This is a genomic window from Desulfocicer niacini (assembly GCF_054657595.1).
Genome location: NZ_BAAHYK010000050.1, coordinates 13,897 through 36,661 on the forward strand (window position 1 = coordinate 13,897; position 22,765 = coordinate 36,661).

Below are 22,765 nucleotides of genomic sequence, written 5' to 3' on the forward strand. Positions count from 1 at the left end.
TTGTTTGGGCTTGGTCACAACATGGGCCACCTGCCACAATTGGCGGGCCGAAGGGGTCAGGCTTGTGTTATTGTGTTTTTGCCAAGTACCTGTGCATAAAGAAAATTTTAAGCAAAAGCGTCAATAATGCAAGTCTGCCCCCCACCAAGGGTGGCCCATGTTGTGACCAAGCCCATAATGCCAAGAACGTAAGTCTGCCCCCTCTCTGATTAAGGGTGAAACCAAGAAAATAGGCATGCGCCCGTCAGAATCTCTATGAGATGTATTAACAAATTTGTAAAAACAAGTAAATATTGGGTTTGCTCATCTAAATGTTCGGACAGTCCCCCATATTCAGCTGTTTGGAACTGCGTGGCATACGAATGCTATGTGAACAAACCAAAATAGGTGAAGATAGGAATGCGCCCGAATGTTGATCACCGGTTTGATTATGCCTTATGGTATCGCAACCTTCAGGCCAATGTGGCCCTTCGGTGCCAGCGATATCTTGATCAAAGCAAATAACAAACATGAATGCCGGCTAAAATCACCCGGGAGGTCCCATTTCCGGGGACTTCCCGGGGTGATATTACACCAGCAGTAAAGCAATGGGCTTGGTCATAAGATGGGCCACTGATCATAATTGTTGAATCAACGGGGTCAGGCTTGAGTTGTTGTCGTTATCTTTTCACAGCCTGTGCAAACGTCAAACCCACCGATAATGCCAATAACGCAAGCCTGACCCCTCTCTGATTAAGCGTCGAACCGGGAAAATGAGAATGCGCCCCACAAGCATCTCATAAATAAAAGGTGTAATTTAAGCGCTGATTTGGGTATAAGACAACCCATGAATAAATTTTTAAACGCCTTTTATCTGAAATATATCCGACCGGTAGACCCCGGTTTCTTTATTGCAAAATACGCTGCCAAAGCCGCATTCTCATGTCTGGTGTCTTTTATTGCCGCGCTTCTTATCGGTCTTAAAGGTGAAGGTTTTTTCTGGTGTATGGCAGGCGCTGTGTGCACGGTCCTGTTCCGCACGGGCAGCACATTAAAAAGACGGAAAATCTATGCCCTTATTCTCCTGGCATTGGTTGCCGTTTTTGTTCCGGTTGCCGCCATGGTTGGCCAGTATGATTACCTGAGCCTGGGATTTGTTTTTCTTTTATCCTTTGCATGTTTTTTTGTCTCTTCTGCCGGGGTGTCCGCATCCACCATCGGCCACGGCTGCCTTCTTGTTTCCCTTCTTTCGTTGTTTTCACCGGCAGGGGCTGTCCAGGGAATCATCCGTTCCATCACTCTTCTTTTCGGGGGACTCATCTCCTATGTCACCAACTTTTATCTATGGCCCTTTGATCCTGAGAAAATTTTATTTTCATCTGCAAAGCTTGCCATTGAAGATATGGGATTTCTTTTGGAGGGGGTCTGTCTCAGGGTTAAAAATCCCAATGTTTCCGAGGAACAATTGGCCTTTTTAAGCAAGGAGGCCATCAACTCAGTCAAAAGATACAGAACATTTATGGAAAGCTTTAATATTGACCCTTTAAAAGGATCCGGTACCTCCGGGGGACCGGGCCTTTTTTATTTTGCTTTAATCAGGATGTTTGAGTCCATTGTCGGCCTGTCCAACCACATCCATTTTGCCGACAATCGTCCTGAATTCGATGAGATAAAAAACGATTTCTACAAAACCACCGCTGAGGTTTCCCATGAGTTTGACAAATTTGCTAAAATTGAACGCAAACAAGCCATTTATCACGGCACCGACTTTGGTAAAATGAATGATAAAATTACCCAACTTCAGATGTTACTTTTAAATATGGGAGGCTATAAAAAAGGCGATGAGGTTCAAAACAAATTTCTGGAAGCTTGGGCGGCCATATACGAGCTGAAAACGGTTGTAACTGAATTCAGGGCAATGACACATCTTGCCCGGGCAAAATTTAAATTGAGGAAAGAATAAGTGACTTTTAAACTCGTATCCCGCCTGACCAAGGAGTTTAGATTAACCTCTCCTGTTTTCCGTCATGCATTAAGAGCAGCCATTGCCATTACCGTTGCAATAGCCGCTGCAAAAAGTCTGGCGCTTTCCCATTCCGTCTGGATTCCCATAAGTGTCATGGTTGTGATGCGTCCCTCCCTGGGCGGTACCTTGCACATCAGTTGGAAACGACTGATAGGAACCGTTATCGGTGCCGTCACCAGCATAGTATTAATATATCTGCATCCCACCATCCCCACTGTTATTATCATTGTGGCCGTTCTCTCATTTTTCATGCTTTATTATAAGGCCAAAAATTACATTGTTTTTACCGGCGCACTGACCATATGCGTGGTTTTGATCTTGGGCACACTGTTCTCTCACCCCTGGCAAAATGGCATGGAAAGGGTGCTTGATACTTTTTTAGGTATATTCATAGGGCTGGTTGCTTCTTTATTAATATGGCCCAATTTTGCCCGAAAAAACTTAAGAAAAGAGATGGGCGACTTAATTTATTCCCAGCACAAACATTTCAAACAATTACGAGCGGCATATTTTAATCACACCGTAACAAAACCTGTGTTACTGGGGGGACGATTAAAAGCATCGGAACAACTTGAATCATGCACGGAAAAATTTAAGGATGCAAGCGTAGAACCGGGATTAAGAACGGCCCAACGCCAGGAGTTAATCAATCTAATAGACATATTTACTAAAATCCATCGCACATTGACAGCTCTGTCTTCCATTGTCAACAAGTCCACCGGGGTATTCCACGGAAATATTCGACCGAATCTTGAGGAACTCATGGATGTTGTCGAAGAGCAGTTCAAAGACCTGGAAAACTATGCAAGAACTGGCAAATTTTTAACCACCAAAAGAAAATTTAATACAACTTTCAATACATTTATGGTTTTTCTCGGCAAAGTACGTTCCCAGGGAGATTTTGAAAATTTTACCCTGGACAGCCGTAATAATGCGTCTGCTTTAATCCGGCAAATCAACCGGCTTGGGGTGGAATTAACAAGGGCAGGAGAAGGGGTTGAAGCTTTAAGAAAGACGGATTAAAATCAAGATCAAAAAACAAATCATAACGGTCCGGGGCCGGATGAACCCTTCGTTGAGGGACGGCATCACATCAGGGCTTGGTCACAACATGAGCCACCCTGGGGATCAGGCTTGCGTTATTGGCGTTTTCGTTTAAAGTTAACTTTATTTTTAGATACTTGTCAAAAACACAATAAGACAAGCCTGACCCCGTTGCTCCGCCAATTGTGAAAAACCCATCTTATGACCAAGCCCAACGTTTTAAATCGCACCTGCCTCCCGCTGGATGCTCCCACGCCTTCTGCGATAGGGCATGATGAACGCCCTGTTACAATAGACTTTTCATGAAATTTCCAGCGCATTTTTTACCGCTTCACCAAGCTGCAGCAGAGTATAGGGTTTTTTAAGATATTGACCCGCCCCCAGCCGCTGGATGGCTCTTACCCTTCCCGTGCGGGAAAACCCACTGGCAATGATCGCTTTCTGGCCAGGGTGTATGGTAAGAATCTGTTTATATGTTTGAAGTCCATCCATGCCCGGGTCCATGATCATGTCAAGAACAATCAGATCAACCGAAGTATTTTGCAGATACTGACAGGCTGCTTCTCCGCTGGGAGCCGTGGCAACATGGTATCCCAATTTTTTTAAAATCACGGTGGCGATATTTCGCTGTTCCTCCACATCATCCACCACCAGAATGGACTGGCCGCTCCCCTGAAATTCAGCCACCGGGGGTTCCGGTTGCACACTGGAAATTTTTTCCCGCGTTACAGGTAAATAAAGGGTAAACCTGGTACCGATATTTTCTGAACTACGGATATCAATATAGCCGTCATGGTCTTTCACCGTTCCCCAGACAACAGCCATTCCAAGCCCACTCCCGCTTCGTCCCATCTGTTTTTTTGTGTAAAAAGGTTCAAATATCTTTACCATGTCCGCCTCAGCCAGACCGGTTCCCGTATCGGACACAGATACGGTAATATAATCCCCCTCGTTGACCTCCTCATACCCTTTTACCGGCATGTCCAGATATACATTTTCAGTGGAAATGGTTACAACACCTCCATGGGGCATGGCTTCAGCTGCATTGGAAATCAGATTCATAATACTTTTGGCCAGATGGGTGGTGGAACCCACGACATTCAGCAGCTCAGGTTCAAGCCTTGTATCGATAACCATGCCGGAATGAAAGGATTTAAGGGAATCCATCTCCGGCGTTTTCAATTGATCGAGGATGATCTGATTAAGATTCACCACCGCCGTCACGGACACGCCCCTTCTGGCCATGGTCAACAGATCTTGTACAATCTGGGCTGCCCTTTCTCCTGATTTTTGTATGGTCACAAGCGGTTGCCGTAAGAGACTGTCTTGGGGAATATCCATCAAAATCAATTCCGGATAGCTGACGAGACCGGATAAGATATTGTTTAAATCATGGGCCACCCCACCCGCAAGGGTGCCTATGGCCTCCATTTTTTCAGCCCGCTGAAGCTTTTTATTGGACGCTTCCAATTCCTGGGTTCGCATTTCCACCATTTCTTCAAGATGATTTTTATGCCTGGTCAGCAGTTTATCTGTTTTTTGAAGCGTTTTTACCTGGGTTTCAATCCTGTCACCCATCTCCTCCAGGGCAGATACAAGAGGAATAAATTCTTGATAGATTGTCCCCTCAATTCTTGGGTGATAATCCCCTTCAGCATAGGCCCGGGCCATATGACTAAAATATATCATGGGCTGCTGAAGAAATTTCTTGAGAAAAAATCCTGTAAAAGCAATTACACTGATAATGGCAATCAACAAAGTAACAACGGCCGTTTTCAAAAGACCACGTCTATGATACCTTGATGGCAGGTGACTAAATTCCATGGTGACCTCTCCAATAATTTCTCCACCATGAAAAATTTTCCTGGATCGCCGGATGGCCCCCTTGCCGTGGGATGCCATGGTTTTATCATACATGACTTCCCCGGAAACACCAATCAAAGTCACCCGGTTCACCCATTCATTTTCAAAATAAAACGAACAGACCCGCTTAATATTATCCCGGTCAATATCCCACAAAGGGACATCCAAAGTACTGACCATGGACTGAATATAGTTATCCGCCGTATTCTCAAGGGCGAGTTGCTCTCCCTGCACCAGCTGATAGTAATAAAACGATAAAAAGGTTGTGAACAAGCCAAAAATAACAGCAACAAGGCTGAGGGTCAGATTTCTGGAAATGGAGGGTATTTTATGGGATTTCATCATATTTGTTTCATATAACTGCCATGGACAGACATTATTTTGATTTTGTTCTGCCCATAACGAAGCATAAATTAGGCTTGGTGATGGCAGTGCCTCATATTCGCCTGATTGGGGCTACGTAGTACATAGCATACTAATGCTATGGGGAGCATTACCCGTTTCGCCCCAGTGTATCTTTTGGCTTTATAAATATCAATTTTTATTCAAAAATAATTTAATTTTGGTTGGACACGCTGTCTTGCTAGACTATAGTGTGACGGTTGGAAGCAACAGGTAATGCTCCCAATGCTATGTGAATAGACCCCCCAAAAAACAGGTGCTGGCTCCTGGACTCTTAATGAAATGCAGGGTGCTTGAGGGCAAACCGGCTCACTATTCCTTATTTACATATATCACTCTCAATATATTCTTTCTCAACACAAATTTTAAGTGCAGCATTGAATTTTTTAAGCAATTCACTGCTCCCGGGATAGGTCTTTGAAACGATCAGATAAAGGAGATTTTCGGCTAATGGCGTAGAAACAAACTTGAATTTATCAGCATATTCGGGGAAATGCGTATGGATCAAATGCCATGCCACCCGTTCATTCACAGGCATCAAATCAATTCGTCCCCGGATTAATTTTTCCATTCCATAAATTTCTTTACTCACATAATCCACCGCGAGCCCGGCTCTCTTAAACGTCTCTTCATAAAAGTACCCGGTGATGCCGCCCAAACGGTAAGGCTTAAGATCTGACAATTGTTGGAATACAGGAGCTTCACGGTCACCTGCGGCATCATAGTAAAAAAAAAGCGTTCGAGAACACGATATCGGCTCAGAATACATCACTTTCTCTGCCCGCTCCGGGGTATACGCATAAGGAAAAGCTGCCCAAACCCGCCCTTTAAGCACCGAATCAAAACAGCGTCTCCAGGGATAAAATCGGTAATCCGTTTCAATACCCATTTTCTGAAATACCCGGGTGACTTGCCGGGTAAATTCTCCACGGTCCTCCAGGTTCTCAGATGTGTATGGAATCCATTCACCGGTGGCCATGATGACGGGGTCAGCATAGGCTGACTGCGTACTGAAAAACAACAATAATCCAAGCCACACCCGACAAAAAATAGACAACGACATTCTTTTATCTCCTATTTTGGCATTCTTCAAACTTGATGTGCAAATCTTTTCTGCCGATTTTGCGAGAATTGGGTCAGAGACTATTCTCTACCATAAATCAAGAGTTTTGAACAACACATGACCACCGACATTGTAATTTTCATGAAATATCCAATGTTTCATCTAAAAATACCATCCATGCATAAGTTAGATTCTTACTCCGATTTTCTTGCTGAATTTTCTAAGACTGCTCAGGGACAGAAAAATGTGGTTTGCATACGCGTTGCTGGCTGTGGTGGTACCATTCACATCATCAATTACCTCCAACTTGTTACGTGCCCTGCAAACTATGTTGGGTCTAAAATTGCGTAGCCAGTGGTTTTATGACTTTATGGGGAGTTCAACACTGCCGTGGAAAGGATTATGACAAACCATGTGGGGGAATGATTCCGTCACCATTTACAGACGGACGAATTATGGTAGCACTGGACGATTCCATAAATCCAAAGAGTGGAAAGCAAATTTTTGGTCGCCCACGACAATATGGCCGCCGTTTGGGTTTTGTGGCTGATTGTGCAGCTTGCTGGAAGGAAAAATGCCGGGCTTATATGGTTTTTCTGTACGGTAAAACAAGGGAAGTACAGGCATTTTCACAAATTTTTATGTTAAAAACAATGAAGTGCCCGGTACGAGTTGTTTTTGTCTATCGGAAAACACGATATGTTGCATCCATGACCACAGACATAACGCTTTCGGTTGAGCAAATTATAGAATATTATGGGACACGCTGGCAAATAGAATCTGAATTTAAAGAGATCAAGCAGGAAATTGGTAATTCAAAATCACAAATTCGGAATGCGGAATCCTTACTGAATCACCTTAGCTTCTGAATGATGGCAACAACGCTGACATGGATCTATGCCGAGCGGTTGGACAATGCACCAGACCGAAAACATAAAATTCAGGGGCGAGCAGGATTTGCATTTTCTGATGTGCGCAGGATTATAGCGGAGGCGGCATTGAGTTCTGATTTTTATAGGGTTTCCCCTGTGCCGGGTCAAACCCCACAAAAATCTTTCATCAGAACCGTGCTACGCATGGTTGCATAGCAAAGGAATCGATTAATTTACAGGAAACTTTAGCTGCATATTCTCGTCTGTCTTTTTCTGATAGATTCGAATAAGTTTCTTTGATAAACTTTTCGATTTCTACAGGATCTGCAGCAAATGGTTTGGGCCCAGATTTTAAGTGTTCTTTTACCATTAACAGTGTCTCATTAATTCTTGGTTCAGTGCGCCTGCGGCGCACTGAATGCCGAGTTGAGAATGGGTTTGAGCAGCCAACCCACGTGGGTCGCTCCTCAACTCGGCATTAGCATTGAACTTTAGCTATTTAATATTATTATAGAAAAACCCATACCCTTAGAGATAATTAACATTTAAGGATTTTTGATCGTTTAAATAAGTTTATGTTCCTCAGGTTTTAGGTCTTATGCTTATACTTGCTCATAAATACTATGTGGTATTTAAATCCCAATTGAACAAATCATTTTGTCTTAGGATCATACATAAAAGGATAGTGGAGATTCCCCTTTTTTAGCAAGTGCCGTTTTGCATCGGAAATGTCCCTGAAAATCCGGCGCATCAACTTAAAATAGAGATGGGTCAACACCAGAATATCCAGCGTCAGTGCAAAAAAAGCATGTATGGAGAAACTGAAGCAAGTGCCGTCCACAGAGGCCAAATTAAATAACCCGGAAATGCCAAGTACCGGAATCATGCAGAATAAATAGACAAACCAAAATTTATGATAGGTGTTGAACTCTCGCCAGTCCGGCAGGGGATTTCCTCCCGGATTTTTCAGATAGGCCCAAAATTTTTTTAGCCAGGCAAGATCCCATGCACCAAATGAAAACGAGTTGACAACGGCCCGCTTAAAATGGGCACGATCCAGGAAAAAGAAGATGAAAGGGATCGTCAGGAGCAAAATACCTGCTCCTGAATGAAAATATTTAAGGAGTACCTGCTGCCACTCAGGGATGACCGTTTTGTAGTGGAACATGAATATTCCCGTTGTGGCAAGAAGAAATATCAGCGTAGCCATGGACGCATGGACAATCCTTTCAGCCCTGCGAAATCCGGCAATATACACTTTTGTGGCCTTTCCCACCTGGGGACAGGCGTTGACACAAGCATAACATCTACGGCACTCATCCCCCACAAAATTTTCCAGAGACATAGATGTGCGCCTGTTCAAGGTAAAGACAAACCGCCTTTTTTCTCTGACAACCGGGCAGGCATCAATACAGTTTCCACAGGCCAGACAGCCTTTGTCACCTGTAATGGGTTCATACTCAACAATGCGATTATTGGTTCGGATCCCCTCTGAAAAAAGCCGCATCCGGGCAACTGGACTGTTATTCCCGTCAAGCAGGTGCGTTAATATGTATGAATTTGAAAATTTTTCAACTGTTTTCATGTGCATCCTCTCTGGGTTGAATGGGGTTATCCAAGTAGTGCTGTTGCCCGTCTGGGCTCCACAAGGCAGCATGGCCGGACAGAGACAATCCGTACACCGCTTGCCCGGGTTGGACCGATTTTCAAAAAACATCCCAGAACCGTCGTATCACCACCCAGTCCCAAAGGGCCAACCCCTGTCAGGTTAATGTCGTCCGTGATTTTTTTTTCCAGCTCATTTTGGCAATCAAGATTCCCTTCAGCCATGGCTTCAAGCATCAGAGACGAAGCTTCAACCTGACTTCGACCAATCCCCATTGCAATCACTGAAGGGGTGCAGCCAAGGGATGAGACCTCCTCTTTGAGCCATGACACCGCCTCTCCAAGGACATTGTGAATACTTCTGCGATGGAATATCCGGCGGGTTTTCGCTCGAATTTCCGGCCCGCCACCCAGAAGCAGGATCGTTATTTTTAACTGATTTCCAGGAACGGATCGGGTTATTACCGGGGCCAGCTCCAGCATCGCCGGATCTGTATAGAGGCCAACAGACTGCTCAACCCGCTCAATATCATTTCCTTTGACTGCCATGGGTCTTCCGGGCATCTCCCGTAAGCCGTCCATGACACCGGCTTGTACGGCGCTGAGCCATCCGGCGGGCAGTTCACACTCTTCTCCCACATGAATCACCGCATGGGGGATTCCTGTATCGTCGCACAAAGGTAGCCTCTCTTTCTCCGCCACCTTACCGTTTTCATAGATCTGTTCCAGAACCCATCGTGAATTATCCAGACGTTCATTTTTCAGTGCCCGTTCATATGCTTTGAACTGATCCCGGCGGTATGTGGTTCCAGCCGTCACAAGGCACTCATTTGCCGATTGCTGTATCGCTTCTTTTGTAATTTTCATCCAAACCACCATACCTATTTATCAAATATGTTCCGGCCCTGGGCTGCGGCAATGATCCCCGGAAGTCCTTTAACCTCAATTTCGTAAAGTGCCTCCATTCCCTCTTCGGGAAAGGCAATCACCCGTTTGGATGTGATTCTGTGTGAAAACAGGGCCGTGACCGGCGGTGTCACGGCAAAAACAGAATTTGCCTCTTTGAGGGCCTGAATCGTTGGTAGAGATAGCGAGCCTTTACCTAAATGAATTTTTACACCGGCACGGGCCAGTTCCGGAATGCTCTCTTCAATTTCGGCTTTGTTGCTGGTGGTGGGGCCAATCCCGGCCGAGCTTACAGCCGTGTGAAAAATAACCGCACCGTTAAGGTCAATTTCGTCCATTAACGGATCCTTGTTCATAATGGCCCGAACCAGTTTGGGAAGTACGGCATCTCTGCCGCACAACACTTTTCCATGAATCTCGAATTTCATCCCGATATCGAGTGTTTTTATTACATCCGGCATCACAATGGGGGTGTTTAATCGGATCATCATTTAAACGGCCTCTCCTTTTGTGGATTGAAACTCCTGGTAATAGGGGAGGAGCTCATCCTTGGTCAAGCCTTTTAACTTTTGAATCTCATCCTTGAATTTCCCGGACTTGATCTCTTCAAGTCTTTTGGCAACCGACGGTGGCGTTTGATGAGCCGCTTTCCCCACCATTCGGCGAACCAGCATAGCAATGTTGAACGGTGCCAATTCTCCAGGACACCTTGCTGCGCACATGCCACACATGATACAGTCCATGGAGAGTTTGGTCACGGTTTCCCAATCCCCTTGAAGTGCCGCCGAGACATAGTTCATCACTTCCAGCTCCATGGGACAGGACCTGGTGCAGGTATTGCATCCCATACATCTCAGCAGCTCGGGATAGAGTCCAATCACACTCTCTTCAGTGGGTTCAAGAGAGCGAAGGTCGTAGGGTGCCTTGTGCGCCGGAACATAGGGGAGCTGAACCAGGAAGGTATCTTTTTCTGCAACGGTCTGGCACGCCAGGCCAATCTGCCATTTATACTCATTTTTTTTGCGATATATGGTGACACACGCCCCGCAAACGCCGCCTCTGCAGCCGCATCCACGGGTCAAATGGTAGCCGGAATACTCAAGGGCCTTCATAATGGTCAACCCCATGGGAATTTCATATTTTTTGCCCATTATATAAATCGGGATCATCTCGAAAACATCTTTGTTTCCCATTTTTCACTCCTTTATGCGGTTAGACATGCTGTATATTGGTCAGTGCTTTTTCGAATCTGTAATTCGGTAACAGCATCGGCGACACGATGTTGGTTTGAATACCGGCATTTGTCAGTTCCTTTGCGTATGCTGCCACATGCTCAAGATTGACTCGACCCGGTGTCACACTCCCAGCTTTATCTGCAGCGCTTCTTCCCGACCGCCGTCCAAATACAAAGATATCCAGAAGGGAATTTGATCCCAGACGATTTTGCCCGTGCACACCGCCGGATACCTCTCCGGCAGCATAGAGATTGGGGATTATGGTTTCTCCTGACGGATTAATAGAGATGCCCCCATTTTGATAATGCTGGGTTGGATATACCAGCAACGGTTCTTGAACCGGATCGATGCCGTACTCCTTGAATCTGGCATAAATCCCGGCGAATCTTTTTTTAAACGTACCTGGCCCGTGGATCATGTCAATCAGCGGCGTATCCAGCCATGCGCCCAGCATTCCCGTGGGCGTTTGGATACCTTTGCCTCTGTCTCCGCACTCTCTGATGATGGCAGCAGCCAGGGCATCCCGCGTCTCAAGAGAAGCCGCAAACATGTTGCCTTCGATATTGAGTACTTGGGCGCCTTGCGCACGAACCGCCTCGGAGATGAGAAGGCCGAGCACCTGTTCCGGCCAGGCCGTTCCCGTGGGGTGAAACTGTACGGATTCTGCATAGATCATCTTGGCACCGGTACGGTATGCCATGACAAGACCGTCGGCAGTGGCACCGTAGTGGTTGGATGTGGGAAATCCCAAGGGGTGAAGTCTTCCCATGCCGCCGGTTGCAAGTATAGTCACCTTGGATTTAACGACAATGGTGGTATGGGTGTCGAGATTTTCAAAAACGGCGCCGGCGCATTGTCCATGATCATCCATGAGAAGTTCCACCGCCGGACTGAACTCCAGAACATCAATACCCTGATTCCGGACTTCATCGCTCAGGACCCGAATAATCTCAAGGCCGGTCAAGTCTTTGATTGAGTGAGATCTGCGCCGCGAGTGACCACCGGGCCTATGGGTGAAATATTTACCGTCAACAAGTCTGTCAAAATTAACCCCAAGGGAGGAGAGCCACTCGACGATAAACGGCGCTTCGTTGACCAGTGCTTCCACCAGTTCAGGAATATTGGTGCCCCTGCCACCCATAAGGGTATCGACATAATGAATCACCGGAGAATCATTTTCACCTGTGGCCGCCCCAATTCCCCCTTCCGCCATAATGGTGTTGGAATCGCCCATGCGCAATTTTGTCGAAAGCATCACCTTGGCTCCTGCTTCATGGGCGGTGATGGCAGCGGACAATCCGGCACCACCGCATCCGATCACAAGGACATCGGTTTCAAAGTCCGCATTGTCAAGATCAACTTTGTCAAGATCAAGTCTGCTTGGGGCTTCGATCAGATCTGCCAGTTCGGACGGAACCAAGTCGCCGGCATTGACGCCGATTTTAAGGGGGCGTTTGACCTTTTGGTTGAAATCAGGGTGGTAATCTTCCAGCAACTTTGCCTTATCTGCCACGGTGAGCTCAGGGAAAGATGCATGGATACGTTCCTTCCGCGTGGACGCCGCCTTTTGTAAGGATGGCAGCATATTCGATGGGTAGCTCATTGGGTGAACCTCTCTTTACCTAATAATAGCGTTTGTTGTTGTGTTACAACTATTCCGTATTTTGGACGAACGGTGTATCCATGTTAAGGTACACACTGGTGAAGAACTGGTTCACGTATGAAGGTTTTGCCGAATTGTTGTCTCTACTTTACTGCGTGCTGGGAACTACCGAGCCGCTCCGAGAGGAAGCCGGCGGTCTTGACGACCTCACCAATCCATATTTGAATCTGTTCTTCGGTCATGCGGCTTACCGGACCGGAAATAGTTAAGGCTCCGACCAGTCTTTGCTCCGCATTGAACACCGGTGCAGCTATAGAATGCACACCTGGTGTATTTTCGGCTATACTTGTCGCATATCCCTGGGTTCGAACGGACCCAAGATCTTCGACAAATTTGATAATATTTTTGTCACTATCTGCGACAACGCACTCCAACCAATCCTTCGGGCCAAATGCCAGCAAAACTTTGCTGGCAGCTCCACCCCGGCGAAGCAAATAACGTCCTCCCTCCTGAATGACATAGCGGATACTTTGACTTCCCTCCTGACGTGCTAATGCCACTCGTTCTTCACCGTCACGGACATAAAAGGTGGCGGATTCTCCTGAATCCAAAGCCAATTGCTTCAGCACCGGACGGATAAGTACCTCCACCTGGTTGTTTTTTTCAAATGATTTGGCCAAAATAGGCAGCTTTATTCCCGGATGAAAGGTTTTCTTGTCCGAATTGATCACCACATAACCCCTCGCTTCAAGGGTCCCGAGAAGACGCATCACCCGGCTGCGAGTAAGGCCGGTTTTATCAAGTATCTCTTTCATGGTTAATTCCGGCCGTCCCTGAAAACAATCAAGAATATCAAGGGCTCTGAGTACTGCATCCACATGTCGTGATGATTCTTTACTTTGATTGAGCATGAAATATTCCTCCTTATTTATCTATTAGGTAGATTCTTCTGCCACCCAATTAAAAATAAAACGCATCAAAGTCAAGCAGAATAAATTTTTTCCGAACACCCGACTTTCTTTGTCGACATTCGGTTTAATTTTCACCATATAAGTGAGCGTCTTATCCCAATCAGCGCCTTAGATATTTTTCGGAATTATGATTATTTCATTAGACTCATTCATATTCGTTTACAAAAACCAACTCGAAACAACGTGCTCAATTTGTTTTTCATACCTTCTGAATTGTATCCAGTCTGCTTTCAGTATTTCACCATAATTTTCCACTTTGTTAGCGCCCATAATAGTCTATTAGATAGACCATATGCCTGACAAGTAGAATCTACTTACTGAATCAAATAAATCTTGTCAATAGAAATCAACGGTAGCGCATGATAAAAATCAAGCAGAGATTGGCAAATACACAAAAACCATGCGTTAATTCACCATCTATTTCATACAAATAATAAATCATATCAGTATTATAGATAATATATTTCCCCGGCAGACATTTTTTGACTTTCATGCGGTTGATTTTTCAATTTTTGTTACCCAAGAGAGTTTAGCATGATCGTTATTGGGCAATTAGCCTGTTATCTCTGATTTTCGTGTTAGTTTAGAAAGAAAATCAGAAATCCTTTTTGGTTCTGCCCTGTCCAGGTTAGAAATTTAATTTTCTGTTTTATGCCGTCACAGATAGAAAAGAAATTTGTGCAGTCACAGATAGAAAGAGAGAAATAATGATTTTAGTTAAATATTACAAGATAATGTGCACATATTTTTTTCATATTCCTCTTCATATTTTGGGTATCCAAATTTAAAAAAACTCTTAAAATAAATTGCTTGACAATAAAAAATATTGATGCAATACTCACTTTCAGACATTAAGTCTATACGGTAGATATTTCGTCAAGCCTATATCTAACTACAAAGGGAAATTATGAATAATTCACAAGTGTTTTCAGGGAATAGGGGAGTAAGGGTTAAAAACGATTGTTTTGTCTCTTTGGATCTAAAAACATGTGACGGGATTAATATTAAATTATCCAGCAAAGTCGATGTGTTGTATAGACAAAAAATCGAAAAACTATGTATGGAAATGATGAATCATTTCCAAATTACAGATGCAGAACTCATAATTGAAGACAAAGGGGCTTTTGACTTTGTTCTATCAGCCAGAATTGAGGCGTGTGTTCGCCAATTAATACCGGAAGCAAAACCGTTTCTTCCTGCGTTTATAGAGCAAAATAACTATGCTTCCACGCGGGATAGAATGCGCCACTCAAGGCTATATATTCCAGGCAATTCCCCAAGTATGATGATCAATGCCGGAATATATGGTGCGAATGGAATTATACTAGATCTTGAAGATTCTGTTGCTCCCGACAGAAAGAATGAAGCTTTATTGCTGGTTAGAAATGCATTGCGCCAAGTTGACTTTTATGGTGCTGAACGTATGGTTCGAATCAATCAGCTGCCAAGGGGGCTTGATGATTTAAAGGAGATTGTTCACAGCAATGTACATGTGATATTGCTTCCGAAATGTGAATCCGGTGAAGATATCAAAATAGTCAATAGCAAAATTCAGTCCATTCAAAAGGAAAATAACCTCACCGGCGAAATCTTTTTGATGCCTATTATTGAGAGTTCCCTTGGAGTAATTAGAAGTTATGAAATTGCCACAGCTGCTGACAATGTTGTAGCTATTGCCATCGGGCTTGAAGACTATTCTGCAGACGTAGGTGTAGAGCGAACAAATGATGGTGTGGAATCCCAATTTGCAAGGAGTTCTTTAGTGAATGCTTGTAAGGCAGCAGGCGTACAAGCGATCGACTCTGTATTCTCTGATTTTGAGGATACAGAGAGCCTCAAACAGTCCGTTCAAAAATCAAAATTGCTCGGGTTCGAAGGCGTTGGTTGTATCCATCCCAACCAGATTAAAATCGTTCATGAGTGTTTTATTCCAAATGAATCCCAAATATCAAAAGCGAAAGCTATTGTTCTGGCATTTGAGGAAGCCCAAAAGAATGGTTCAGGGGTTGTTGCCCTGGGTTCTAAAATGATTGATGCGCCAGTAGTAAAACGAGCGATTCAATTAATTGACCGAACCATAAAATTGGGTAAACTATCTGAAAATTGGAGAAATAATGATGGCAAATAGTACTTTGGAAAAAAATTCTCTCGGTCGTTTGGTTCCGACTTTCATTAATAATGTTAAAAGTGAACCGTTTAAAGGTGTTGGGAAATATCGACCCAAGGGTAGAAAACACGGTGCTCCAATTGCGACTTGTGCCGATTATCCCGATGATGGCAACAAGTTGCTGCCAAATCTAAAGGAGGCATTAATGAAAGCTGGCCTTAGGGACGGCGTAACTATATCAACACATCACCATTTTCGTAATGGCGACATCATTGCAAATCAAATATTTGATATTGCAGCTGAATTAAAAATTAAAAATCTTGTTTGGGCGCCATCAGCCTCTTTTCCCTGCCATAAACCCATTATAAAACATCTTGAGAGTGGGGTGATTCACCACATAGAAGGTAGCATGAACGGTGATCTTGGCAAATTCTGTTCCCAAGGGAAAATGTCAGGAATGGGCGTGCTGCGTTCACATGGTGGAAGATATCAAGCTATCCAGGATGGAGAATTGCACATTGATATTGCTGTTATTGCGGCACCAGCTGCAGATTACTTTGGTAATGCAAACGGTGTCTATGGCGATGCAGCTTGTGGTTCTCTAAATTTTTCCCTCGCTGATTCCGAATATGCTGACAAGGTCATTGTCGCCACAGATAACCTTATCCCATTTCCTTGTGTCCCCTGGCAGATTCAAGGGAACAATGTCGATTACACGGTTTTGGTCGACAAGATTGGTATCCCCGAAAAAATTATTTCCGGGACAACTAAAATCACTCGCAGCCCTGACAGGCTTCTACTCGCTGATATGACAGCAAAATTTTGTGAAGCTGCCAATATTATAAAAGACGGGTTTACCTATCAGGCGGGTGCAGGAGGGACGGCTTTATCTATAGGATTATACTTTGGTGAAATCTTGAAAAGAAGGGGGTTTAAAAGCAGCTTTGTACGGGGTGGAAGCAATAAATATCTTGTGGAAATGCTGGACGAGGGGCTCGTAAACTATATCCTTGATGGTCAAACATTTGATCTTGATGGTGTAAGCTCAATGCGCGATAATCCCCGGCATCTTGCAACAAGTCCTTTCACCAGCTACAACTACCATGGGAAAGGTAACATCGCTTCAATGTTGGATGCGGTTATACTTGGGGCAACTGAAGTTGATATCAATTTTAACGGCAACGTCGTGACTCACTCAGATGGTTATCTTCTTCATGGTATTGGAGGGTGGCAGAATTGCCTTTTTGGGAAATGTGTAATTTTGCCGATTCCATTAATGAGAGGTAGGGTGCCTGTAATAAAAGATTCGGTTACAACAATTTGTGGCCCTGGTGAAATGATAGATGTTATCGTTACTGAGAGAGGTATTGCAATAAATCCTCTACGTCAAGATCTCATTGCCGCTGTAAAGAATACGTCTTTGCCTATTAAACCAATCGAACAGTTGAAAGATGAAGCAGAAAGAATATGCGGAAAACCAGTAAGCCCGAAATTTGGCGATCAAGTCGTAGCCGCAGTGAAATGGGTTGATGGAACTGTTATTGATGCCGTCCGCAACGTTATTCATGAATGAATGGGGGGTTACCTTTGGAATCAATCCTTCAAAAATTTTCACGTTTCTTCAATTCAATCAAATTTGAAGATCTCCCGGAGGAAGCGATCAATCAAGCTAAACTCTTAACGATTGATTTATTGGGAGTGTCTATCGCCGGATTACAGATGACTTTTCCTCGTATCATGATAGACTATCTGTCTAATATAAAAGGGAAACCTGAATCGACGCTGTTGGGCACAAATACAAAAATCCCTGCAGCTCTTGCCGCGTTGGGCAACGGAGTCATAGGGCATGCGCTTGACATGGATGATGGATACCGGTATGGCGGTGTTCACGCTGGTATTTCTGTTATTCCGGCAGCTTTGGCATGCGGTGAACTAAACAATCGAAGTGGGAAATCCTTTCTTTTATCAGTTATCTGTGGATATGAAATTGTTAGTCGGCTGGCCAAAGCGGTAAATCCTTCTCACTTAAAACGAGGGTTTCATACGACCGGAACAATAGGTGTTTTTGGTTCAACCGGAGCCGCTGGGATTCTTTTTGGATTAAGTGAAGATGAAATGCTCAGTGCCTTGGGAATGGCCGGGATGCAATCCGCCGGTCTTCTTGAAGTTTTAAATGATGGTGGGATGATGAAGCCATTACAGCCCGGTAAAGCTGGAATGGCCGGGATACTTTCAGTGGAATTTGCAAAACGTGGTGCCCAAGGCCCTTCATTTATTCTTGAAGGCCAGAAAGGCCTCTTTAAAGCTATGACTGATCATGTCGACACTAATGATATTTTTAATGAATTAGGTGATCATTACGGTATTCTCGATCAATATGTTAAATTTCATGCGGCATGCAGACACACACATGCTGCTGTTGACGGCCTTTTAACTCTTATGAAAGCTCACAGACTGAAATTTAATGATATCGAAAATATTCAGGTTAAAACATATGAAGCAGCCATAAATTTTTGCGGTAAAAATACTTTTCCGAAAACAGTAGAAGATGCAAAGTTCAATTTGCCCTATGCAATAGCAATGGCTGCATTTTTTGGTGAATTATCCAACGATCATTTTAATCAGGATGCTATTGACAATCTCCATATTCAATCATTTGCTTCCCGAATTACAGTAAGTGTCAATGAAAAATGGGAAAAAGCCTATCCTGCTCTTCGTGGTGCTACCGTAGATGTGACGACAAAAGAAAATCGGTTTAGCTTAGAGGTTCCCCTTGCAAAAGGAGAGCCTGAAAACCAAGCTACAACAGACGAAATAATAACCAAATTCACGAGAAACGCAAATGCAATTAAAAAAGAATATCTTGATGATTTTTTAGATATTCTTTTTAATATGGAGAAATTTCATATTGAAGACTTGTCAATATCCATGAGACGATTATTTGCTGACCAACTTAGATCCCTTTGATTTGAATTAATCACATACCATTTAAGGAGAAAAAAACATGAAAAAATCACATTTGATAATATTGGCTGTGCTGCTACAACTATTTTTTATTTCTTTTAGTTGTTTTGAACTGAAAAATCTTTACGCAGCTGAAACTGAACGTCTTTCAATCGTCACAGCAGGAACAGGTGGAGTTTTTTATGTTTATGGAGGAGGTATTGCAAACGTGGTCAGCAAGTATGTTCCCGATCTCAATCTGACTGCTGAATCAACTGGCGGTTCAGTTGAAAACATGAAAATACTCAATCACAACCAGGCTGCTATAGCGTTAACCTCTGCAGATGTCCTTTACAGTGCCGTTGTTGATTTTAAGAATTCAAAACATTTCAAAGAAAAAGTTAATGTTAGCGCTTTGTTCAACATGTATTACCAACCACATCAATTTGTTTCTCTTAAGAAAACTTCTGTAAAAAACATAAATGACATTAGAGGAAAACGCATAGCTGTGGGCTCTCCTGGATCAGGAACAGAAGTGAAGACAAAAATGATTCTTGGAGCCTTAGGCATAACATATAAAGATTTTACGCCCGAGTTTCTCTCCTTTACTGAAGGAACTGAAGCGCTGCAAAATAATACGGTAGAGGGTGTATTTCTTGGAGTGAGTTATCCGGCATCTGCAATTGTAAGCCTTTCTCTGACAAATCCCATTCGAATGATTAACTTTTCAGACGATGAAATTACAAAAATTGTGAAGAGATATCCATTCCTTTCAAAATCGATTATTCCTGGAAAGACATACAGAGGCGTAGATCAAGACACGCAAACTTTAGCTGTTCAAGCATTGGTAGTCTGTAGAGACGACCTTTCAGAAAAAACGGCTTATAATATAGTAAAAACATTTTTCGAACATAAAAATGAGCTTGATGAAATTCACAATTCATTCAGGGAAACAAGTTTAGAAAATGCCCCATCCACAATCATTCCACTCCATCCTGGCGCAATTAAATATTTTAAGGAGATGAAAGTGCTGGAGTAGAGGTAAAACCGGAACAAACAATATATATTAGAATCTACAGACTTATAGATAGATAAAGGGCACATTCGCATTTTCCGGGCACTATGTAAGTTCTCAATAATCCGGGGTGATAAAGCCTGCTTACCTTTAAATGCCGGGTGCTATTCAAAAGGATTTCCTGAAAGCCCGGACCTATTGAGAATTTACGGCACCATCATATAACTTATTGTTTTTATTAAGTTGATAGAAAATTAACGCATGGATAATATCATTATAAACAGACATGACAGGGCAGCTTGTCACAATAAAAATTAAAACTCCAATTATTACAGACTATTGGATGAATTTTTTATAAAAACAAAACAGTTATAGAGAAGGTCGAAGAAAACAAATCCACCATAGACCATAGATGAACCCATAAAAGAATTTAAATCGACAACGCAGTTTAGGGAAACTCAGCAATTTTCAACTTACCGTTTAATCAAGACGGTATTTAGATTCTTGTCTCTGATTTTCATGTTATTTTGACAAGAGAATCAGAAAATATTTTTGCTTCTGGCTTGTCCAGGTTAAAAAATAATGGCTTTCTGATATTTTTTAACAGTAAATCAATAAAATTTGACTCCCTTATATCAGTTTTGTCAACTCGAAGATTGAACAAAACAATAGAAATTCTGGGCATCCTTCATATGACCCCAAAAGTAATTTACACTCTTTCAAGAAAAAGCCCTTTGCAAATGGGGGACACTACAAGAAAGTGTAAAGTACTTTTGAAGGGTGCCAAATTCTGACGTTTAAAATTGTGATGAAAATCAAATTGTTTTAATGATTCATCACAATCAACAAAAGAACGAAATTACTTTTATCATGGGATATACAATCATGGAAAGAAAGAACTTTTTAGCTTATGCAGTTATCTTTATCTCCCTATGTTTCACTGGTTTTCAGGTTTTCACTGCCACTAATGGCCTGATGACTTCACTTTTGCAACGCAGTATCCACCTCTCTTTTGCGCTCATCCTTGTCTTTCTGCTGTTTCCTTTTACACGCAAATCCCGTGCAACGCTTTTTATGGACATTCCGTTCGCTCTCATGTCTCTGGCAAGCGGCCTTTACCTATATATAAGCTTCGATGACCTCATATATCGTATCGGCGAGCCTACAACCTGGGATATATTTTTTGGCGTAAGCACAATTATCCTCCTTCTTGAAGCAACAAGAAGAATGGTAGGATATACCATGACTACTTTAGGCGTTATTTCTCTTCTTTACTGTCTCTTAGGAAATTATCTACCTGAACCTTTCGGCCACTCTGGGCGTGATCTAGGACGTGTTTTATCTCAAATGTATTTGTCAACAGAAGGCATTTTTGGCCTCCCATTAGGAGTTGCTGCCACCTACGTTTTTATCTTTATCCTCTTTGGATCTTTCATGGAGAAGTCAGGAGCAGGTGCCCTTTTTATCAACCTGGCTAATGCTTTTACAGGTAAGTATAAGGGGGGGTCCGCAAAAGTTGCAATCATTTCGAGTATGAGTTTTGGAATGGTTTCCGGCAGTCCTGTTTCAGACGCTGCAACCACCGGGGCCTTTACAATTCCACTCATGAAAAAAATGGGGTATGCACCAAATTTAGCAGCAGGTTTTGAGGCTGCTGCTGCATCCGGTGCATCACTCGTTCCGCCCGTTATGGGCGCAGGTGCATTTGTTATGGCAGATATTACGGGTGTGCCCTATAGCAATATCATCGTACATGCCATAATCCCCGCTTTTATTTATTACGCGGCACTTATGTTCGTAGCTGGTAACGAAGCGCGAAAAGGTGATATAAAATGTCTTCCCGATTCTGAGATACCAACAAAAAAACATGCTTTAATGAATAGCTTGCGACTTCTTATTCCATTGTTCATTCTAATTCTTTCTCTTGCTGTACTTCGTGTCTCTCCTCTTCGGGCAGCTTTGTATGCAACCGGAATCATAGTTTCCTTAACGTTATGCTATAACTATTTCAAACCGGAAATGCGAGTACCCATGAAAGATTTTTATGATGCAATGCTTGAAACGCCAAGAAAAATATTAGTTGTTTCTGTAGCGTGCGGAACAGCCGGCCTCATAATAGGAATGCTTGGGTTAACAGGGTTAGGACTTAAATTATCGGATATCCTTATGGGTGCTGCACAGGGACAGCTTTTTATTGGTCTTATCTTCGCGATGCTTATCTCATTAGTACTTGGAATGGGGCTTCCACCTACCGCCTGTTATATAATTATGGCTGTTACGGTAGCCCCAGCTTTGGTACATATGGGCCTTCCTGTTATCGTAGCTCACTTCTTCGTTTTTATGTACTGCTGTTACGCTCCCATTACCCCCCCCGTCGCTCTTGCAGCATATACAACCGCTGGTATAGCTTACTGCGATCCATTTAAAGCCGGTCTGTCGGCATTCCGTATTGGATTATCAGGATTTATACTTCCTTTTTTTATTGCGTATGGATATCCGCTTCTTTGCATTGGGTCATGGTCACAAATCATTTGGTCTTTTATTACGGCCATAATGGGCGTCTATTTTATGTCTATTTCTAATGTGGGATGGTTTTACAAAAAGGTTAGCACTCTATGGCGTATCATACTTTGTGTCGGCAGTTTACTGCTGATATCGCCTGGAATCTATACGGACATCATAGGTTTTTCTATTTTAACAATTTTTATCATTACGAATGGTATATTTTTTAATAAAAATACAATTTGCCAACAAAAATGAAATACATATCATAGAAAAATAAATCCTGTCACCTGTGCCGACTACAGGTTGATGAAGAAATCTTCACATTGCAACTTTTGGGGGTGGTCATAAGGTGGCTTAGTATAGGGAGACTGAATTTATAATATATTTAATCATCTGTAATTACTGTCTTTAATTTTTAGATTTAAAAGATTATTTCAAAGTGGCCCATATTATGACCATCCCCAACTTTTAAATTCTTATCTCTGATTTTCATATTATTTTGGCAAGAGAATCAGAAAATCAATTACAATATCTTCCGAAATATTAAAATTTTACGTGGAAGCGTGTTCCAGAAAAGCAATTCAAACTGTTGACTATGATGACGGGAACACTGTGGTTTCGGATTC

At 43.0% G+C, this 22,765-nt stretch carries 17 protein-coding genes; 8 read left to right on the top strand and 9 right to left on the bottom strand.

The window, feature by feature from the left end:
• The first annotated feature begins 826 nt into the window (after nucleotides 1-826).
• Together ACYQ2M_RS20835 and ACYQ2M_RS20840 are read left to right on the top strand one after the other, a co-directional pair.
• On the top strand, nucleotides 827-1,942 hold the full coding sequence (locus ACYQ2M_RS20835; RefSeq protein ID WP_459918315.1) for a hypothetical protein: 1,116 nt from the start codon (nucleotides 827-829) through the stop codon (nucleotides 1,940-1,942).
• Nucleotides 1,943-3,028: an FUSC family protein gene (locus ACYQ2M_RS20840; protein ID WP_459918316.1), complete on the top strand. Its 1,086-nt coding sequence runs from the start codon at nucleotides 1,943-1,945 to the stop codon at nucleotides 3,026-3,028.
• Nucleotides 3,029-3,349: 321 nt separating this feature from the next.
• Here the strand turns inward: ACYQ2M_RS20840 and ACYQ2M_RS20845 are convergent, their stop codons facing one another.
• Both ACYQ2M_RS20845 and ACYQ2M_RS20850 read right to left on the bottom strand, forming a co-directional pair.
• The gene (locus ACYQ2M_RS20845; RefSeq protein WP_459918317.1) at nucleotides 3,350-5,257 is read right to left on the bottom strand and encodes an ATP-binding protein; all 1,908 of its coding nucleotides are present in this window, start codon (nucleotides 5,255-5,257) and stop codon (nucleotides 3,350-3,352) included.
• Between the two features lie 376 nt (nucleotides 5,258-5,633).
• Nucleotides 5,634-6,377: a substrate-binding periplasmic protein gene (locus tag ACYQ2M_RS20850; protein WP_459918318.1), complete on the bottom strand. Its 744-nt coding sequence runs from the start codon at nucleotides 6,375-6,377 to the stop codon at nucleotides 5,634-5,636.
• Nucleotides 6,378-6,832: 455 nt separating this feature from the next.
• Between ACYQ2M_RS20850 and ACYQ2M_RS20855 the strand changes: the two genes are divergently transcribed.
• The gene (locus ACYQ2M_RS20855; protein ID WP_459918319.1) at nucleotides 6,833-7,246 is read left to right on the top strand and encodes a transposase; all 414 of its coding nucleotides are present in this window, start codon (nucleotides 6,833-6,835) and stop codon (nucleotides 7,244-7,246) included.
• Nucleotides 7,247-7,436: 190 nt separating this feature from the next.
• Here the strand turns inward: ACYQ2M_RS20855 and ACYQ2M_RS20860 are convergent, their stop codons facing one another.
• From ACYQ2M_RS20860 to ACYQ2M_RS20890, 7 genes are all read right to left on the bottom strand, one after another.
• Entirely contained in the window at nucleotides 7,437-7,619 is a 183-nt protein-coding gene (locus ACYQ2M_RS20860; protein WP_459918320.1) for a hypothetical protein, read from the bottom strand.
• Nucleotides 7,620-7,901: 282 nt separating this feature from the next.
• A complete protein-coding gene (locus ACYQ2M_RS20865) occupies nucleotides 7,902-8,834 on the bottom strand; it encodes a cytochrome b/b6 domain-containing protein (RefSeq protein ID WP_459918321.1) in 933 nt (310 codons plus the stop codon).
• A gap of 26 nt (nucleotides 8,835-8,860) precedes the next feature.
• Nucleotides 8,861-9,721 carry a fumarate hydratase gene (locus ACYQ2M_RS20870; protein WP_459918322.1) on the bottom strand — a complete coding sequence of 287 codons (861 nt, stop codon included), beginning with the start codon at nucleotides 9,719-9,721 and terminating at the stop codon, nucleotides 8,861-8,863.
• 14 nt (nucleotides 9,722-9,735) lie between these two features.
• Complete coding sequence (locus ACYQ2M_RS20875; protein ID WP_459918323.1) at nucleotides 9,736-10,251, bottom strand: fumarate hydratase C-terminal domain-containing protein; 516 nt, start codon at nucleotides 10,249-10,251, stop codon at nucleotides 9,736-9,738.
• On the bottom strand, nucleotides 10,252-10,953 hold the full coding sequence (locus tag ACYQ2M_RS20880; RefSeq protein ID WP_459918324.1) for a 4Fe-4S dicluster domain-containing protein: 702 nt from the start codon (nucleotides 10,951-10,953) through the stop codon (nucleotides 10,252-10,254).
• Between the two features lie 19 nt (nucleotides 10,954-10,972).
• Entirely contained in the window at nucleotides 10,973-12,598 is a 1,626-nt protein-coding gene (locus tag ACYQ2M_RS20885; RefSeq protein WP_459918325.1) for an FAD-binding protein, read from the bottom strand.
• 143 nt (nucleotides 12,599-12,741) lie between these two features.
• Nucleotides 12,742-13,509: an IclR family transcriptional regulator gene (locus ACYQ2M_RS20890; protein WP_459918326.1), complete on the bottom strand. Its 768-nt coding sequence runs from the start codon at nucleotides 13,507-13,509 to the stop codon at nucleotides 12,742-12,744.
• Nucleotides 13,510-14,476: 967 nt separating this feature from the next.
• On the opposite strand from ACYQ2M_RS20890, the gene ACYQ2M_RS20895 reads away from it, so the two are divergent.
• From ACYQ2M_RS20895 to ACYQ2M_RS20915, 5 genes are all read left to right on the top strand, one after another.
• Nucleotides 14,477-15,697 carry an aldolase/citrate lyase family protein gene (locus ACYQ2M_RS20895; protein WP_459918327.1) on the top strand — a complete coding sequence of 407 codons (1,221 nt, stop codon included), beginning with the start codon at nucleotides 14,477-14,479 and terminating at the stop codon, nucleotides 15,695-15,697.
• On the top strand, nucleotides 15,684-17,249 hold the full coding sequence (locus tag ACYQ2M_RS20900; RefSeq protein ID WP_459918328.1) for a citrate lyase subunit alpha: 1,566 nt from the start codon (nucleotides 15,684-15,686) through the stop codon (nucleotides 17,247-17,249). Before ACYQ2M_RS20895 ends, ACYQ2M_RS20900 begins: the two co-directional genes overlap by 14 nt.
• A 14-nt stretch (nucleotides 17,250-17,263) precedes the next feature.
• The gene (locus tag ACYQ2M_RS20905; RefSeq protein WP_459918329.1) at nucleotides 17,264-18,643 is read left to right on the top strand and encodes an MmgE/PrpD family protein; all 1,380 of its coding nucleotides are present in this window, start codon (nucleotides 17,264-17,266) and stop codon (nucleotides 18,641-18,643) included.
• A 37-nt stretch (nucleotides 18,644-18,680) separates the two neighbouring features.
• On the top strand, nucleotides 18,681-19,658 hold the full coding sequence (locus ACYQ2M_RS20910) for a TAXI family TRAP transporter solute-binding subunit (protein ID WP_459918330.1): 978 nt from the start codon (nucleotides 18,681-18,683) through the stop codon (nucleotides 19,656-19,658).
• An 861-nt stretch (nucleotides 19,659-20,519) separates the two neighbouring features.
• Entirely contained in the window at nucleotides 20,520-22,394 is a 1,875-nt protein-coding gene (locus ACYQ2M_RS20915; RefSeq protein WP_459918331.1) for a TRAP transporter permease, read from the top strand.
• Nucleotides 22,395-22,765 lie beyond the last annotated feature (371 nt).